The following is a 16,795-nucleotide window of genomic DNA, read 5'->3' on the forward strand; positions in this document are numbered from 1 at the left end:
CACAAGGAGGACGGATGCGGATCGGGATCTTCGGCACCGGCGCGATGGCGACGGCGCTGGGCGCGCACTGGGCGGACGCCGGCCACGAACTGAGGGTGGCCGGCCGCCGCACCGGAACCTGGGCCGAGGTGGCGGCGTTCGCGGACGTCGTGCTCCTGGCGATCCCCGCGGACGCCGTCTTCGAAGTCCTGCCGGCAGCGGGACCGCTGCGCGGCAAGGTCCTGGTGGACTGCACCAACCAGCCCGGCCCGACCGGCACCGAGCCCCCGCCGGGCACCCCCGTCGCGACCCGGATCGCCGTCTGCGCCCCGGACGCGCACGTTGTCAAGGCGTTCAACCTGGCCCCGGCCGACGTCTGGCGGAAGCCGCCCGCGACGCTCGCGGTCCCGCTCTGCGGTGACGACCCGGCGGCCCTCGACGCGGTCCGCACGCTGGTCCGCGACGTCGGCTGCCGGCCGGTGCTCGGCGGCGGCCTCGACCGGGCGCACCTGCTGGAGGCGACGGCGGCGTTCGCCATCGGTCTGTGGTTCGCGGGTGAGGACGCCCGGGCGATCCTGGTTCCGGCGAGCTGAGCGGTCAGAGGCCGTACTCGATGGCGGTCGCGTCGGTGCCGTACCCGACCGGGGTGGGCGCCAGCGCGTACTCCACCATCGAGGCGGCCGACGCGGCCGGCCCCAGGCCCACGACCACCGCAGCGGCGACGAAGATCCCGGCCAGCAAACGCTTCATCATGGTCCCTCCCAGGTTGGGCGAGCCTCCACGTTAACCCCGGAACCGCCTGGCGCGGTTGCGCCATTGAGCGCACCCACTGCGTCCACGTCGCCCGCCGCCAGGTCCGCCACCGTGGCCCGCAGCGGCGCCCCGCCCCGCGGCACCACCGTCACCGTGCCGTCGGCCAGGTCGGTCACCACCGTGCTCAACGTCATCAGCGGGTCGTCGCCGGACGCGCTGCGGTACATCTCGCCGGTCAACGTCGAGACCAGCCACTTCGCGTCCGGCGCGACCGGCGCCAGGTGCGCGCACACCTCGGCCCGGTTCAGGCTCTCCTCCGGAGCCGCGTCGAGGTTCGGCGGGAGCTGGCGGAAGTGGTTGGTGTGCCAGTGAAGCCCACTGCCCACAGTGGTCACCGCGGTCTCGTGCCCGGCCTTCTCGACCACCGTCACCGCCGGCTCGCCGACCTGACCCATCGTGTACGCGAACCCGCCCGCCGACGCGTGCGAGCGCAGCAGCGACACCGCCTCCGCCACCGTGACGGCCCGCTGCGCCGAGCGCGCCACGAAGTGCCGGCCCGAGTACGGCGAAGGCGCGACCACGCCGACGCTGTCGATCCCCCACACCAGCCCGTGCGTGGTGAGCGTGAACGTGTTGGCCGGCAGGAACCCCGGGTACCACCAGACGCAGACGCCGGGTTCGCCGTCGATCAGCAGGGTCAGCAGCCGGCCGACGCCGTCGAACACCGGCGCGCCGTCCTCGTTGTGCCCGACCAGGCTCGGCGAACCGACCCACGCCAGGTCGGTGCAGCCGGTGCCGTCGCCGGTGCCGAGGTCACCACGCAGGTTGGCCAGCAGCAGGTCGTCGAACGGCACTCCGGCGCCGGCGGCCAGCGCCGTCAGCTCGGCGTAGGCGTCCGGGTGCTCGACCTGGCACGCCGACTCGATCGCCCGGAACAGCACCGGCGACCGGCGCGCCCGCTCGGTCACCGGCCAGGACGACAGTCCGTCGAGGACGGTCCGGATGTCCGCGGCGGCGTACTCCCCGAGCGCCCGGAAAGCGGCTTCCCGGGGACCGCTGACGACCGTCCAGCGCACGTCGCCGATCCGGTGCTCCCCGACTGTCGCCACCATGTGATCACGATGACCGAGCAGTCGGGAAAAGGCAACGACTAGTGCGCGCCGACCTCGGTCACCCGCACCACGGCCACCCCGGCCTCGTCGGACGCGGCCAGGTCGACCTCGGCGCTGATGCCCCAGTCGTGGTCGCCGGCCGGGTCGTCGAAGATCTGCCGCACCTTCCAGACGTCCGGCAGCTGCTCGATCATCAGCAGCGCCGGGCCGCGCGCGTCCGGGCCGGTGCCCAGCGTGTCGTACTCCTCGAAGTAGTCCTCGATCGCTTCGGCCCACGCGTCCGCGTCCCAGCCGGACTCCGCGTCCAGCTCGCCGAGCACGTTCCACGCCCGCCGCCCGAACAGCTCGACCCGGCGGAACAGCTCGTTGCGCACCAGGACGCGGAACGCGCGCTCGTTGCGCGTGACGGCCGGCGGTTCGGACGGCGGCCGCTTCGAAACCGGGCCTTCTTCGTCGGGGTGCCGCAAGGCTTCCCACTCGTCGAGCAGGCTGGAGTCGACCTGCCGGACGAGCTCACCGAGCCACTCGATGAGGTCCTGCAGCGGCTCGGTCTTCGCCTCGTCCGGCACCGTGTGGCGCAACGAGTCGTAGACGTCGGTGAGGTAGCGCAGCACCAGCCCTTCCGAGCGGGCCAGCTGGTAGAAGCCGATGTACTCGACGAAGTTCATCGCGCGCTCGTACATGTCGCGCACGACCGACTTCGGCGACAGCTCGTAGTCGTCGACCCACGGGTGGCCCTGCCGGTAGCTGTGGTAGGCGCCCTGCAGCAGCTCCTCCAGCGGCTTCGGGTAGCTGACGTTCTCGAGCAGCTCCATCCGCTCGTCGTACTCGATGCCCTCGGCCTTCATCGCGTTCACGGCCTCGCCGCGCGCCTTGAACTGCTGCTGCGACAGCACCGGCCGCGGGTTGTCCACAGTGGATTCCACAGTGGACACGACGTCGAGCGCGTAGCTCGGCGACTCGAGGTCGAACAGCTCGATCGCGGCCAGCGCGAAGGGCGAAAGCGGCTGGTTGAGCGCGAAGTCGAACTGCAGGTCGACGGTCAGGCGGATGATCCGGCCCTGCTCGTCCGGCTCGGGCAGCCGTTCGACCACACCGGCGGCGAGCAGCGCGCGGTAGATCGCGATGGCACGCAGGATCAGCTTGCGCTGGGACGCGCGGTCCTCGTGGTTGTCCTCCAGCAGGTGGCGCATGGAGTCGAACGCGTTGCCCGGCCGCGAGATCACGTTCAGCAGCATCGAGTGCGTGACCTTGAAGCTGGAGGTCAGCGGTTCGGGCTCGGCCGCGATCAGCCGGTCGAACGTGCTCTCGGTCCAGTTGACAAAGCCCTCGGGCGCCTTCTTCCGGACGATCTTCTTTTTCTTCTTCGGGTCGTCGCCCGCCTTCTCCAGCGCCTTCGCGTTCTCGACGACGTGGTCGGGCGCCTGCACGACGACGTAACCGTCGGTGTCGTAGCCCGCGCGCCCGGCACGGCCGGCGATCTGGTGGAACTCGCGGGCCTTGAGGTGGCGCTGGCGGACGCCGTCGTACTTCGTCAGCGCGGAGAAGACCACTGTCCTGATTGGTACGTTGATGCCGACGCCGAGGGTGTCCGTCCCGCAGATCACCTTGAGCAGCCCCGACTGGGCCAACGTCTCGACCAATCGGCGGTACTTCGGCAGCATCCCGGCGTGGTGCACGCCGATGCCGTGGCGGACCAGCCGCGAGAGCGTCTTGCCGAAGCCGGCGGAGAACCGGAAGTCGCCGATCAGCTCGGCGATGGCCTCCTTCTCCGCCTTGGTCGTGACGTTGATGCTCATCAGCGTCTGCGCCCGCTCGATGGCCGCGGCCTGCGAGAAGTGCACGACGTAGACCGGCGCCTGGCCGCCGTTGAGCAGCTCGGACATGGTCTCGTGCAGCGGGGTGAGCGCGTACCGGAAGGTCAGCGGCACCGGGCGCTGCGCCGACGTGACCACCGCGGTCGGCTTACCGGTGCGGCGGGTGAGGTCCTTCTCGAAGAAGGACACGTCGCCCAGGGTCGCCGACATCAGGACGAACTGGGCCTTCGGCAGCTCGAGGATCGGCACCTGCCACGCCCAGCCGCGGTCGGGCTCGGAGTAGAAGTGGAACTCGTCGGCCACGACCTGCCCGACCGGCGCCTCGGCACCGAACCGCAACGCGATGTTCGCCAGGATTTCGGCCGTGCAGCAGATGATCGGGGCGTCCGGGTTGACACTCGAGTCGCCGGTCATCATCCCGACGTTGTCCGCGCCGAAGATCTCGATGAGCTGGAAGAACTTCTCCGACACCAGTGCCTTGATGGGCGCGGTGTAGTAGCTGCGGCGGCCCTGGGCGAGCGCGGTGAAGTGCGCGCCGACGGCGACGAGGCTCTTCCCGGAGCCGGTCGGCGTCGAGAGGATGACGTTGGATCCGGAGACGACCTCCATCACCGCCTCCTCCTGCGCCGGGTACAGCTCGATGCCCCGATCGGCCGTCCAGGTCGTGAACGCTTCGAAGAGGGCGTCGGGGTCGGGATCCGCAGGCAGGAGGTCTGTGAGAGTCATCAGACGTCCATCGTGCCATCCGCTCGTCGCAAAGTCGGCAGGGGCAATCGCGTCGCGCGTGGTAAACCCGTAGGCTTCGCGGTACCGCGCACCGACCGGGGCATACTTTCGGTCTCGCGCGCACACGGGCGGTAATCCGGAGGGCTTAGGAATGGCACAGGACATCATCCCGATCGAACTCGGCCTGCCGCAGGGGGACGTCGTCACCCTGTGGGCGCCGCGCTGGCGGGAAGACGGCGAGGAGTGGGAAGCGTTCCTCGGCGACGAGGACGACCTGTACGCCTTCCCGGACGCCGCACACCTGGCTGCCTTCGTCCGCACGTCCGAGCGGCACGACCTGCTGGACCACCCGGCCTGGGACGCCGTTCCCTCGCTGAACGTGCCGGAGCTGATCCCGGACGAGGACCACACGTACGACCTCGTCGGCGTGCCCGAGCTCGTCGCCGAAGAGCCGGACATGTGGCACATCGCGGAGCTCGCCGAGATCGTCGGCATCGTCCGCTCGCTCGCCGACGTCTGCGACCTCGAAGAGGTCCACGAGATCCTCGACTCGACCGAGGGCTTCTCGCTGCTCGACCAGGGCACGCTCCCGTTCACCGGGAGCACCGGCGTGCAGATCTGGAACGACCTGTCCGAGACGGTGTCGCAGAAGTGGGACACCGTGCTCGACGCGATCGACGGCCTGGTGACCGCACCCGACGTCGACGAGAAGATCCTCGAGCAGACCGCCGAGGAGCTGGCGGCGTTCCACGAGGAGTCCGCCGAGGCCGAGGCCGGCGCCGAGGGTGAAGAGGACCTCGAAGCCATCGACTCCGCCGACTCGGATGACGACGAGGACGAGGAAGACGACGCTCCGGTCGGCTTCTGGGCCGAGGTCGGCATCGACCCGATCAAGATCATCACGTCCGGCGCGGAGTACTACACCCTGCGCTGCTACCTCGACGACGCGCCGGTGTTCCTCGGCAGCGAGGGCGAGATCGACGTCTTCACGTCGGAGAAGGCGCTGGCGCGGGCCCTGGCCGACGGCAAGGACCTCGCCGACACCGACCTCGCCGACGTGTCCACGTGGGACGAGGTCCTGGCGAAGGCGACGGCCGGCGAGCTCGAGGTCGAGGTGGACCAGGAGAACACGTACGTGCTCACCGGCCTCGACGCCGACATCGCCGAAGGCCCGGAGGCGATCGACCCGACGCAGCTGGAGCTGGCCGTCGAGCTGATCACGGACGCGGCCGAGTGGGCCGGCGACGACACGGCCGACACGGCGCTGGCGGGCAACGAAAGCCTCGGCTGGCTGGTGTCGTTCGTCCTGCGCCCGGACCCGACGCGCCTCGAGCCTTCGGCGCCGTTCGACGCCGAGCAGGGTGCCTGGCGGAAGCTCGTGGAGACGTTCGAGAACCGCCTGACGGTGGCTTGATCTTTTGACCCGAAGGCCGCCTCCCGCGGGGTTGGGGAGGCGGCCTTCGGCATGTCCGTGCCCGGACGGCCCCGTCAGTCGGCCGAGGTTCGCTCGCCGCGGACCGGGACCACCAGCACCGCCAGCGCCGGGAAGATCGCCGCCACGCAGAACGCCAGTGCGTACCGGCTGTCGCCGATCACCAAGCCCAGCAGCGGCGGGGTCAGCGAGGCCGCGATGTTCTGGCCGGTGTTCTGCACGCCCATCGCGCGGCCCGACCACGCCAGGCCGGCCAGCTCGGCCGACGCCGTGAAGCCGAGGCCGTTGTCGGCAACCGTCACCACCCCCGCCAGCGCCAGCGCCAGCAGCACCAGCCAGAGCCCCGAAGCGTCTCCCAGCGCCACCAAGAGCATGACGAAGCAACTCAACACCGCGAGCTGCCGCATCGGGCCCAGCCGGCTGCCGACCCGGTCGGACCACCAGCCCGACCCGAGCCGCCCCAGCGCGCCCAGCACCTGGACCACCGCCAGGTACCAGCCCGCGGACAGCGGGCTCCAGTGCTGCACGGCCACCAGGTAGACCGGCGCGAACGCCGACACCGCGAACTGCGGCACCACCAGCAGCGCGCTCGCGCCGTGCACCCGCCACAGCGTCGAGTGCCGGTACGGCGACGGTGGCTTGACACCGCCCGCCGGTCGAGGCGGCCGCGGCGGGTCCGTGACGAGCCACGCCACCAGCAGCGCGACCACGATCGCCAGCCCGGCCGGCAGCAGCACGGCCGCGCGGAACCCGAAGTGCGCGGCCAGCGGCGGCAGCCCGAGCGCGGCGACGCCGACACCCAGCGGCTGGGCCGTCTGGCGGATCCCCATCGCGACGCCGCGCTCGGACTTCGCGAACCAGCCCATCACGACCCGACCGCTCGCCGCGTTCACCGAAGCCGTACACGCTCCGGCCGCCAGGAACACACCAAAGAGAAGCCCGACCGGGTGAGTTCCTACCCCGGCGTACACCAGGAGTAACCCCGAGGCCCCCAGTCCGAGGGCCATGATCAGACGCTCTCCGTAACGGTCCGCAGCCGCGCCCCACACGATCAGGGTGAACAGCAGCCCGATGCTCGGCGCCGCGACGACCGTGCCGGCCTGCGCCAGCGTCAACCCCTCGGCGTCCCGCATGACCGGGACCAGGAACGGGATGCCGTAGAGGAACGAGCAGCTCGCGGTCTGCGCGGCGAGGCCGAGCGCGAGGATGAGCCACCGCCGTGAACTCGCCTGCACCTGCTCGACCGAACCGTCCGCGACCTGCGCCATCGTCGTCACCGTCTCAATATCTGAGAACAACTTCCTATATGGTGAACGATAGTTGGCATGGCTAAGGACCGCAACCACCCGGCGGGGCGTCAGCTCAGCGCGGCGTACCCGGGCTTGATCACGTCGTCGATCAGCGCCAGCCGGGCGTCGAAATCGATGAACGCGGATTTCATCGCGTTGATCGTGAACCAGCGGAAGTCGTCCAGGCCATAGCCGAAGGTCTCGTGCAGCGCGGCGAATTCGCTGGTCATCGTGCATCCGCTCATCAGCCGGTTGTCCGTGTTCACGGTCACCCGGAAGCGCAGCCGCTTGAGCAGGGCGAGCGGGTGCTCGGCGATCGAGCGCACGGTGCCTGTTTGGACGTTCGACGTCGGGCAGATCTCCAGCGGGATGCGGCGGTCACGGACATAGGCGGCCAACCGTCCAAGGTGGACCGTGCCGTCGGCGTCGCTCTTGATGTCCTCGACGATCCGCACGCCGTGCCCGAGCCGCTCGGCCCCACAGTGCTGAATCGCCTCCCAAATGGACGGAAGTCCGAACGCTTCGCCCGCATGAATGGTGAAATGCGCATTGTTCTGCCGCAAATACTCGAAAGCGTCGAGATTGCGGGTCGGCGGGAATCCGTCCTCGGGTCCGGCGATGTCGAAGCCGACGACGCCGGCGTCGCGGTAGCGGACGGCCAGGTTCGCGATCTCGAGCGCCCGGGCGTGCTGGCGCATCGCGCAGAGCAACGTCCCGACGCGGATGCTGCGGCCGTTCGCGGCCACGCGCCGTGTGCCCTCCGTGAACCCCGCCTGGACAGCCTCGACCACCGCATCGAGTGACAGACCGCGTTCGACGAACAACTCCGGTGCGTAGCGCACCTCGGCGTAGACGACGCCGTCGGCGGCCAGGTCCTCGACCGCTTCCGCGGCGACCCTGACCAGCGATTCCTCCGTTTGCATCACTCCGCAGGTGTGCGCGAAGGTCTCGAGGTAGGACACGAGTGAGCCGGAGTCGGCCGCCCGGCGGAACCAGGTGCCCAGCTCGGCCGGGTCGGTGGTGGGCAGACCGGCATAACCGGTGGCGTCGGCGAGCTCGGCGACGGTGGCGGGGCGGAGGCCGCCGTCGAGGTGGTCGTGCAGCAGCACCTTGGGCGCGCGGCGGAGCGTCTCGCTGGGCAGAACGGGGCTTTCGTCAGGCATCCCCCAACGGTAACCTCGTTGTCATTCCCCTACATGGCCGTAACCCTCAGCCTCGGGCTAACCCTCAGCGTCGAGGATCGGGTCCCGAATCGGCCATCCGGGGGCAGCCTCCGCAATAGGCACTTCACGGGGGCCATACGCACAGCAATTTCGCAATCGTTAAGCTTCGTGGCACGTCCCTCCATTTCCCCGCCGACGAAGGACACACAGCAGTGACCACTGACAACCACATTGCCGCCCCGTCCTTCGACCGGATGCGCAACATGCTGGTGCGCGCGGCCGAAGTGCGTGAGAGCGAGCAGCAGCAGATCTTCGACGCGCTCGACGACATCTACGCCCGCCTCGCGCCGGTGGACTCGCTGGGCGCGGTCCGCAAGCGGCTGTCCGAGCTCCCCGACCGCACCGAGGTCGGCGTGCTGGCCGAGCGCCTCGACGAGACGATGTCCCGCCTCGAGGCCCAGGACAACGCCCTCTCGGCGCTGACTCGCGCGGTCGAGAGCATCGTCGACAAGCTGGCCAAGCCGTTCGCGCAGCTCGACGGCAGGCTCGACGGCATGGCGGCGCGCCTCGAGGGCGTCGGCGGCCGGATGGACGGGCTCGAGGACAAGCTCCAGAACATCCACCGCCGGCTCGACGAGCTGGGCGGCCACCTGGACAAGCAGGACGCGAAGCTCGACTCGATCCCGCAGTCGGTGCTCGGCCCGGTCCGCGAGCGGATCGAGCAGTCCGAGACGTCGCTGCGCGACCGCGTCGACCACGCCGACCACGAGCTGCGGGGCAAGGTCGACGAGCTGAGCCGGGTCACGCAGGAACGCATCGGCGAGCTGGACCGCGTCACCGGCGAGCGGATCGGCGCGAACACCGAGGCGCTCAAGACGGCGCTGACCGAGACCGGCGAGATGATCGACGCCTCGGACCGCCTGGAGAAGCTCGGCAACCGCCTCGAAGCGGTCACCACCCGCCTCGACGACATGGCCGGCCGCCTCGACAAGGTGGAGGACGGCTTCCTCTCCGGCATCGGCGACCTCGACGGCGCGCTCAAGGCCGGGCTGTCCAAGGTCGAGGGCACGCTCTCGAAGCAGCCGGACACCGACTCGGTCGACACGCTGGTCCGCAAGAGCAACGACGAGAGCGTCCGCCGCATCGGCGGCCAGCTCGACGAGGCGATGGCGACGTTCGCGGAGCTGATGCTCGGCGGCGGCCCCGCGGTGCAGCAGATCTCCCCGCCGCCCCCGGCCCCGCGCCAGCCGCGTCGCAGCTCGCGCAACGGCCGCGCGCCGAAGCCGGCCGACGCCAAGGCCAAGCCGGGCGAAGGCTCGGAAGAGACCGCGGAGTAACCCAGCCAGACGAAGAGGCCCCCGCCGGACGAACCGGCGGGGGCTTTCTCGTGTTTCAGCCCGGATCTCGCGTGACTGGAGACGGAACTCGCGTGACTGGAGCCGTGACGGCTCTGAGCACGCGACTTCCGGCCTCAATCACGCGGGATACAACCTCGGGCGTCACTCAGTCGGGTGATCATCTTCGCGATGATCATCACACCGTGCCGCGGATCGTCTCCCGCACGATCGGCTCCGGCGCGGAAGCCGCCGAAGCCACCGAGAAGCTTCCCTCGAGGGCCGCCAGCGCCGCCGGGACCGCTTCCGGAGTGTCCGTGTGCAGTTCCAGCAGCGGCTCACCCTCGGTGACGGCGTCCCCGGGCTTGGCCAGGCACAGGATGCCCGCCGCGGCCTGGACCGGGTCCTCCTTGCGGGCCCGGCCCGCGCCCAGCCGCCACGCCGCGACGCCCACCGCGTAGGCGTCCAGCGAAGCCAGCACACCCGACGCCGGAGCGTGAACCGTGTGGACGTGCGACGGCGTCGGCAGCGGCGCCGAAGGGTCGCCGCCCTGGGCCGAAATCATCCGGCACCACGTCTCGTACGCCTCGCCGGACGCGAGCACCTCGGCCGGGTCCGTGGAAATACCGGCCAGCGCCAGCATCTCCCGCGCCAGCGCCAAGGTGAGCGAAACGACGTCCGACGGCCCGCCGCCCTGCAGCACCTCAACCGACTCCGCGACCTCGACCGCGTTCCCGACCGCACGCCCCAGCGGGACGTTCATGTCGGTCAGCAGCGCCGTGGTGGGGACGCCGTGCGCAACACCGATCGACGTCAACGTCGAGGCCAGCGAACGCGCCTGGTCCAGCGTCTTCATGAACGCGCCCGACCCGAACTTCACGTCCAGGACCAGCCCGGACGCGCCTTCCGCGATCTTCTTGCTCATGATCGAGCTGGCGATGAGCGGGATCGACTCCACCGTCGAAGTGACGTCCCGCAGCGCGTACAGCTTCTTGTCCGCCGGGGCCAGCCCGGACGTCGCCGCGCAGACCACCGCGCCGACGTCCTCCAGCTGAGCCTGGATCTCGGCCGTGGACAGGGAAGCCCGCCAGCCGGGGATGGACTCCAGCTTGTCGAGCGTGCCGCCGGTGTGCCCGAGCCCGCGGCCGGACAGCTGCGGCACGGCCGAGCCGCACGCGGCCACCAACGGCGCCAGCGGCAGCGTGATCTTGTCGCCGACCCCGCCGGTCGAGTGCTTGTCCACCGTCGGCCGCGAGACGCGCAACGAGAGCCGCTCCCCCGACTCGATCATCGCGCCGGTCCAGCGCGAGATCTCCGCGGAATCCATGCCCCGCAAGAAGATCGCCATCGCGAGCGCGGACATCTGCTCTTCGGCGACGTCTCCGCGCGTGTACGCGTCGACGACCCAGTCGATCTGCTCGTCGGAAAGCCGGCCGCCGTCCCGCTTCGTGCGGATGACGTCGACCGCCGCGAACCCCGTCACGGCAGGTCGTCCGGGCCGAAGGCGTCCGGCAGGACGTCCGACATCGGCAGGATGCCGCTGGGCGTGTCCACCAGGCACGCGGACCCGCCCAGCTCGAACAGGATCTGGCGGCACCGCCCGCACGGCATCAGCAGGTCACCGGCACCGCTGCGGCACGCGACGGCGACCAGGCGGCCGCCGCCGGACAGCCGCAGCTGCCCGGCCATCGTGCACTCCGCGCAGAGCCCGAGCCCGTAGGACGCGTTCTCGACGTTGCAACCCACCACCACGCGGCCGTCGTCGACGATCCCGGCGACACCCACGTGCAGCCCCGAATAAGGCGCGTACGCATGGGAAGCGGCCTCGATCGCCTGCGAACGCAGCGCATCCCAGTCCACTGTAGACACTAGTCTTCACCTCGCCGGTAAGGCTGCCCGTCGGCCTTCGGCGGCCGCAGCCGCTGCGAAGCCACCGCCAGCACGATCAGCGTCACGAAGTGCGCGGTGTACGGGATCAGGTCGGACGGCAGCGTGTCGTTGGACCAGTAGATCAAGTACAGCACCCCGGCGCCGACCACGCCGAGCCCGGCCGCGATCCACTGCTTGCGGAACAGCTGGACGGCGACGATCACGGCGAGCAGGATCACCGCGCCGTACAACAGCGCGAGCACCGCTTCGCCGCCGCCGGCGAGCTGCAGGCCGTCCGCGTAACCGAACAGTGCCGCGCCGCCGAGCAGGCCGCCCGGCCGCCAGTTGCCGAAGATCATCGCCGCGAGGCCGATGTACCCGCGGCCGTTCGTCTGGTTCTCCAGGTAGTCCGCGCCGCCGCGCAGCAGCACCAGCGAAGCGCCACCCATGCCGGCCAGCGCGCCGGAGATCAGCATCGCGATGTACTTGTGCCGGTAGACGTTGACACCGAGGGACTCCGCGGCCACCGGGTTCTCGCCGCACGAGCGCAGCCGCAGGCCGAAGCGCGTGCGCCAGAGCACCCAGAAGCTCACCGGCACCAGGATGATCGCGATCATCGTCAGCGGCGCGACCTCGGTGACGAGCCCGCGCAGGATGCCCGCGACGTCGGAGATCCCGACACGCTGCTCCTTCTCGAGGTCACCGAGCCAGTCGGAGAGGCCGCTCGCCGAGTAGGTGTCGAACTTCGGCACCACCGGCGACTGCCGCGGGTTGCCCGACAGCGGCTCGAAGATCAGGTTCGCCAGGTACTTCGTGACACCGAGGCCGAGCAGGTTGATCGCGACGCCGGAGACGATGTGGTTGACGTTGAACGTCACCGTCGCCACCGCGTGCAGCAGCCCGCCCAGCGCGCCGAAGACGAGCGCGGCCAGCAGGCCGACCCACGCACCGCCGTAGTACGAACCCCAGGCGGCGCCCCAGGTCCCGAGGATCATCATGCCCTCGAGGCCGATGTTCACGACGCCAGCGCGTTCGGCCCAGAGCCCGCCGAGCGCGCAGAGCAGGATCGGCAACGCCAGGCGCAACGCCGTCGACGCGGTGTTGGACGACGTCAGCGCGGCGACGCCGGTGGAGTACGACGCCGTCGAGACGACGGCGATGGCGATGACGGCCCAGATGACCCCGCGGAGCCAGCCGGGGATGCGGGACCGCTTGCGGTGCACCGGCATGGCGCCGGGGCTGCCCGCGTCGGGCCGGGAAACGTCGGTGACGGCCATCAGACCGCACCTCCTTCGGCGACCGAAGCGCCCTTGCGGCCGTTGCCGCTCAGTGCCCGGCCGACCCTGCGTTGTTCGGCCGCGAGGTCGGCGCGGCGCACGACCTCGTACGCCACGACGACCGACAGCACGATGATGCCCTGCATGATCGTCGCGATCTCCTTGGACACGTTGATCTGCTCCAGCGACACCGCCGAGGTGTCCAGGAACGCCCACAGCAGCGCGCCGAGCGCGATGCCGCCGGGGTGGTTGCGGCCCAGCAGCGCGACCGCGATGCCGGTGAAGCCGTACATCTGGGTCGAGGTGATGCCGTAGGTGTAGTCGCGGCCGAGCAGCTCGGGCATCGCGACCAGACCGGCGACGCCGCCCGAGAGCACCATCGCGATCAGCGTCATCTTCTTGGCGTTGACACCACCCGCGGCGGCCGCGGTGGTCGACTCGCCGGACGCCTTGAGCTCGAAGCCGAACCGCGTGCGGTTGAGCATGAACCAGTAGGCGGCGCCGATGATCGCGGCGATGACGACGAACCCGAAGAGCGTGCCCGAACCGAGCGGGATGCCCGGGATCCGGCCGGACGGCGCGATCTCCCGGGTGCCGATGTTGTTGCCCCGCTGCACGCCGAACTGGTCGGCGTTGATGAGGAAGGCGATGATCCCGCCGACGATCGAGTTCAGCATGATCGTCGCGATCACCTCGCTCACCCCGCGGGTGACCTTGAGGATCGCCGGGATGGCCGCGTAAGCCGCACCGGCGACGACCGCGACGATGAGGATCACCAGCGTGTGGATCACCGGCGGCAGCTGGAGCGCACCACCGGCGATGGCCGCGACGACCGCGGCGAACCGGTACTGGCCCTCGACCCCGATGTTGAAGAGGTTCATCTGGAAGCCGATGGCGACCGCGAGCCCCGACAGGTAGTAGACGGTCGCGAGGTTCGCGGTGTCGACCGCGGTCGAGCCCTTGAACATCTGGCCGATCATGGTGCCGTACGCCTCGAGCGGGTCGGCCCCGGAGATGATCAGCGCGATGGCCGACAGCAGCACGGCGAAGACGATCGCCAGCAGCGGCGGCAGCAGTTTGGTGCGCCAGGAGGTCACGCTTCTTCATCCTCTCCGGCGCCGGTCATCGCCGAACCCAGTTCCTGCGGCGTCACGGTGGCGGGGTCGGCCTCGCTCACGAGGCGCCCGCGCAGCATGACCCGGATCGTGTCGGACAGGCCGATGAGCTCGTCGAGGTCGGCCGAGATCAGCAGCACGGCGAGGCCGGCGGCGCGGGCCTGGCGGATGTTCTCCCAGATCAGCGCCTGCGCGCCGACGTCGACCCCCCGCGTCGGGTGTGACGCGATGAGCAGCACCGGGTTGCCGGACAGCTCGCGTCCGACAATCAGCTTCTGCTGGTTGCCGCCGGAGAGCGCCGCGGCCGGGACGTCGATCCCCGGCGTGCGGACGTCGTACTCGCGCACGATCCGCTCGGTGTCCGCGCGCGTGCCCGCGATGTCGAGCAGCTGTCCTTTGGAGACCGGTTCGCGGGTCTGGTACCCCAGCATCCGGTTGACCCACAACGGTTGTGTGAGCAGCAGGCTGTGCCGGGTGCGGTCCTCGGCGATGTAGCCGATGCCGGCCTCGCGCCGCGCCAGCGTGCCGGCCTTGGTCAGGTCGCGCGCCTTGCCCTCGGCGTCGACCAGCTCGATGGTGCCGCCGGACGCCTTGCGCATGCCCATGATGGTCTCGACGAGCTCGGTCTGGCCGTTGCCCTCGACGCCGGCGACGCCGAGCACCTCGCCCGCGCGCACGGTGAAGGTGATGTCGTCGAGCGCGTTGCGGTCGGAGCCCTCGGCGCCCAGCGTCAGCCCGGTCAGCCGCAGCACGGCCCGGTCGGTGACGGTGGACTCGCGGGTCTCCGGACTGGGCAGCTCGGAGCCGACCATCATCTCGGCGAGCTGGCGCGAGGTGATGGTCTTCGGGTCGGCCGTGCCGACGGTGGTGCCGCGCCGGATCACCGTGACGGTGTCGGCGATCGCGCGCACCTCGTCGAGCTTGTGCGAGATGAAGAGGAAGGTGTAACCGTCGGCCTTCATCTCCCGGACGGTCGCGAACAGCGCGTCGACCTCCTGCGGCACGAGCACCGCGGTCGGCTCGTCCAGGATGATGATCTTCGCCCCGCGGTAGAGCACCTTGACGATCTCGACCCGCTGGCGGTCGGCGACACCCAGCTCCTCGAGCAGGGTGTCGGGCTTGGCGTGCAGCCCGGTCCGCTCGGCGAGCTCCGCCAGCCGGGCGCGGGCGGCGCGGCCGATGCCGTGCAGGCCCTCGGCGCCGAGGAAGACGTTCTCGCCGACGGTGAGGTTGTCGGCGAGCATGAAGTGCTGGTGCACCATGCCGATGCCGGCGCGGATGGCGTCCTGCGGGTTGCGCAGCTTCACCTCGTCGCCGTTGATCGTGATGGTGCCCTCGTCCGGCGGCTGCATGCCGTAGAGGATCTTCATCAGGGTGGACTTGCCGGCGCCGTTCTCGCCACAGATGGCGTGCACCTCACCGGCGGCGACGGTGAGGTTGACGTCGGAGTTGGCCACCACGCCAGGGAAACGTTTGGTGATCCCGGTCAGCTGGACGGCGGGCACGCCCCGGTCGGGGACGGCCTCGGCCGGGGCCTCGGCAGTGCTCATGGGCGGGAGAATTCCATCTCTGTCAAAACACGTGAGGGCTCGGAGGGGACCAACCCCTCCGAGCCCTGTCCGCGTTGTCAGTTACTTCTGCGGCTTGTCCGAAACGGTGATCGCGCCCGAGATGATCTGGGCCTTGTAACCGTCCAGGACGTCCTTGATGTCGTCGACCTTGCCACCGGAGGTGGCGTAACCGACGCCGTCGACCTTGAGGTCGAACCGCTTCGGCAGGGTCGTCAGGTCACCCTTGGCCAGCGCGGTGACGTAGTCGAACACCGCGACGTCGACGCGCTTGAGCATGGACGTGATGATGACGTCCTTGTCGGCCTCGACGGTCTTCTGGTTGTACTGGTCGGAGTCGACACCGATGGCCAGCACGTTCTTCGCCTTGGCGGCGTCGAACACGCCCTTACCGGAGGCGCCGGCGGCGTGGTAGATCACGTCCGCGCCCTTGGCGATCTCGGCCGCGGCCTTGGCGTTGCCCTTCGGCGGGTCCTGGAACCCGGAGAAGTCACCGGCCGGGGTGAGGTACTCGTCCTCGATCTTGATCTTGCTCGAAACCGTCTTCGCGCCCTGCAGGAAGCCGGCCTCGAACTTCTGGATCAGCGGGGTGTTGACACCGCCGACGAAGCCGATGTGGCAGCTCTTGCTCTTGTACGCGGCGGCGACGCCGGCCAGGAACGAGCCCTGCTCCTCGGCGAAGACCAGCGGCGTGACGTTCGGGAGCGTGATCGAGTCGTCGTCGACGATCGCGAACTTGGTGTTCGGGTACTTGGCCGCGACGGCCTTGACCGAGTCCGCGTAGGCGAAGCCGACCGCGATGATCGGGTTCAGGCCCGAGGCGGCCATCTGGTCGAGGCGCTGCTGCTTGGCCGACTCGGCCTCGCTGGCGGACGCGGTGCTCTCGTTGACCGTCGTCACGCCCAGCTCGGACTTCGCCTTGTCGGTGCCCGCGGCGGCGGCGTCGTTGAACGACGCGTCACCCCGGCCGCCGACGTCGAAGGCCAGGCCGATCTTCAGCTTGCTGCCGTCGACCTTGCCGGTGGCAGCGGTGCTGCTGGAGGCGGCGGCGGGCGCGGCGGGCGGCTTCTGCGCGGTCACGCAGTCCGAACCGCCCGACGAAGGCGCGGCGCTGTTGTTGCTGCTACCACCGCTCGAGTCCTTGGCGCACCCGGCCAGGGTGAGCACCCCGGCCATGGCCACGGCGGCCAGCGCGGTTCCACGCATGCGACGCAACGTGTGTCTCCCTCCCCGCTGATCCAGCGGATGGTCAAGGGCGCGTCCCGGCCCAACTGCCGGGTCGACCGCCAGACCGTACCCAACGGACAGGAAAGCGCCATAGGAACGGCACGCTACGTAACACAAACGTTTACTCACGAGTC

At 70.1% G+C, this 16,795-nt stretch carries 14 protein-coding genes; 3 read left to right on the forward strand and 11 right to left on the reverse strand.

The features are described from left to right. Positions 1-14: 14 nt before the first annotated feature. Positions 15-572 carry an NADPH-dependent F420 reductase gene (locus ACIA5G_RS37500; RefSeq protein WP_395932046.1) on the forward strand — a complete coding sequence of 186 codons (558 nt, stop codon included), beginning with the start codon at positions 15-17 and terminating at the stop codon, positions 570-572. 4 nt (positions 573-576) lie between these two features. Here the strand turns inward: ACIA5G_RS37500 and ACIA5G_RS37505 are convergent, their stop codons facing one another. From ACIA5G_RS37505 to ACIA5G_RS37515, 3 genes are read right to left on the reverse strand one after another with little or no spacing between them, the layout of a single operon-like run. Beyond that, entirely contained in the window at positions 577-732 is a 156-nt protein-coding gene (locus tag ACIA5G_RS37505) for a hypothetical protein (RefSeq protein ID WP_395932048.1), read from the reverse strand. Then, the gene (locus ACIA5G_RS37510) at positions 729-1,844 is read right to left on the reverse strand and encodes a C45 family autoproteolytic acyltransferase/hydolase (RefSeq protein WP_395932050.1); all 1,116 of its coding nucleotides are present in this window, start codon (positions 1,842-1,844) and stop codon (positions 729-731) included. Before ACIA5G_RS37510 ends, ACIA5G_RS37505 begins: the two co-directional genes overlap by 4 nt. Positions 1,845-1,882: 38 nt before the next feature. Continuing rightward, complete coding sequence (locus ACIA5G_RS37515; protein WP_395932052.1) at positions 1,883-4,387, reverse strand: DEAD/DEAH box helicase; 2,505 nt, start codon at positions 4,385-4,387, stop codon at positions 1,883-1,885. Positions 4,388-4,538: 151 nt separating this feature from the next. On the opposite strand from ACIA5G_RS37515, the gene ACIA5G_RS37520 reads away from it, so the two are divergent. Beyond that, positions 4,539-5,801 carry a primosomal protein gene (locus ACIA5G_RS37520; RefSeq protein ID WP_395932054.1) on the forward strand — a complete coding sequence of 421 codons (1,263 nt, stop codon included), beginning with the start codon at positions 4,539-4,541 and terminating at the stop codon, positions 5,799-5,801. Positions 5,802-5,875: 74 nt separating this feature from the next. On the opposite strand, the gene ACIA5G_RS37525 is transcribed toward ACIA5G_RS37520, so the two are convergent. Together ACIA5G_RS37525 and ACIA5G_RS37530 are read right to left on the reverse strand one after the other, a co-directional pair. Next, positions 5,876-7,087, reverse strand: coding sequence for an MFS transporter (locus ACIA5G_RS37525; protein WP_395932294.1), 1,212 nt, complete (start codon positions 7,085-7,087; stop codon positions 5,876-5,878). 89 nt (positions 7,088-7,176) lie between these two features. Then, positions 7,177-8,271, reverse strand: a complete 1,095-nt coding sequence (locus ACIA5G_RS37530; RefSeq protein ID WP_395932056.1) for an adenosine deaminase — start codon at positions 8,269-8,271, stop codon at positions 7,177-7,179. 212 nt (positions 8,272-8,483) lie between these two features. Between ACIA5G_RS37530 and ACIA5G_RS37535 the strand changes: the two genes are divergently transcribed. Then, on the forward strand, positions 8,484-9,608 hold the full coding sequence (locus ACIA5G_RS37535; RefSeq protein ID WP_395932058.1) for a PA containing protein: 1,125 nt from the start codon (positions 8,484-8,486) through the stop codon (positions 9,606-9,608). A gap of 196 nt (positions 9,609-9,804) precedes the next feature. Here the strand turns inward: ACIA5G_RS37535 and ACIA5G_RS37540 are convergent, their stop codons facing one another. From ACIA5G_RS37540 to ACIA5G_RS37565, 6 genes are all read right to left on the reverse strand, one after another. Next, on the reverse strand, positions 9,805-11,088 hold the full coding sequence (locus tag ACIA5G_RS37540) for a thymidine phosphorylase (protein WP_395932060.1): 1,284 nt from the start codon (positions 11,086-11,088) through the stop codon (positions 9,805-9,807). Further along, positions 11,085-11,474 (reverse strand): cytidine deaminase, encoded by a 390-nt coding sequence (locus tag ACIA5G_RS37545; RefSeq protein ID WP_395932062.1) that lies wholly within the window; start codon positions 11,472-11,474, stop codon positions 11,085-11,087. Before ACIA5G_RS37545 ends, ACIA5G_RS37540 begins: the two co-directional genes overlap by 4 nt. Beyond that, the gene (locus tag ACIA5G_RS37550) at positions 11,474-12,751 is read right to left on the reverse strand and encodes an ABC transporter permease (protein WP_395932064.1); all 1,278 of its coding nucleotides are present in this window, start codon (positions 12,749-12,751) and stop codon (positions 11,474-11,476) included. Before ACIA5G_RS37550 ends, ACIA5G_RS37545 begins: the two co-directional genes overlap by 1 nt. After that, on the reverse strand, positions 12,751-13,848 hold the full coding sequence (locus ACIA5G_RS37555; protein WP_395932066.1) for an ABC transporter permease: 1,098 nt from the start codon (positions 13,846-13,848) through the stop codon (positions 12,751-12,753). Before ACIA5G_RS37555 ends, ACIA5G_RS37550 begins: the two co-directional genes overlap by 1 nt. Continuing rightward, positions 13,845-15,416 (reverse strand): ABC transporter ATP-binding protein, encoded by a 1,572-nt coding sequence (locus ACIA5G_RS37560; RefSeq protein WP_395932068.1) that lies wholly within the window; start codon positions 15,414-15,416, stop codon positions 13,845-13,847. Before ACIA5G_RS37560 ends, ACIA5G_RS37555 begins: the two co-directional genes overlap by 4 nt. A gap of 81 nt (positions 15,417-15,497) precedes the next feature. Further along, on the reverse strand, positions 15,498-16,640 hold the full coding sequence (locus ACIA5G_RS37565) for a BMP family protein (protein ID WP_395932070.1): 1,143 nt from the start codon (positions 16,638-16,640) through the stop codon (positions 15,498-15,500). Positions 16,641-16,795: the final 155 nt, after the last annotated feature.

The organism is Amycolatopsis sp. NPDC051758 (assembly GCF_044453095.1).
Lineage (GTDB): Bacteria > Actinomycetota > Actinomycetes > Mycobacteriales > Pseudonocardiaceae > Amycolatopsis.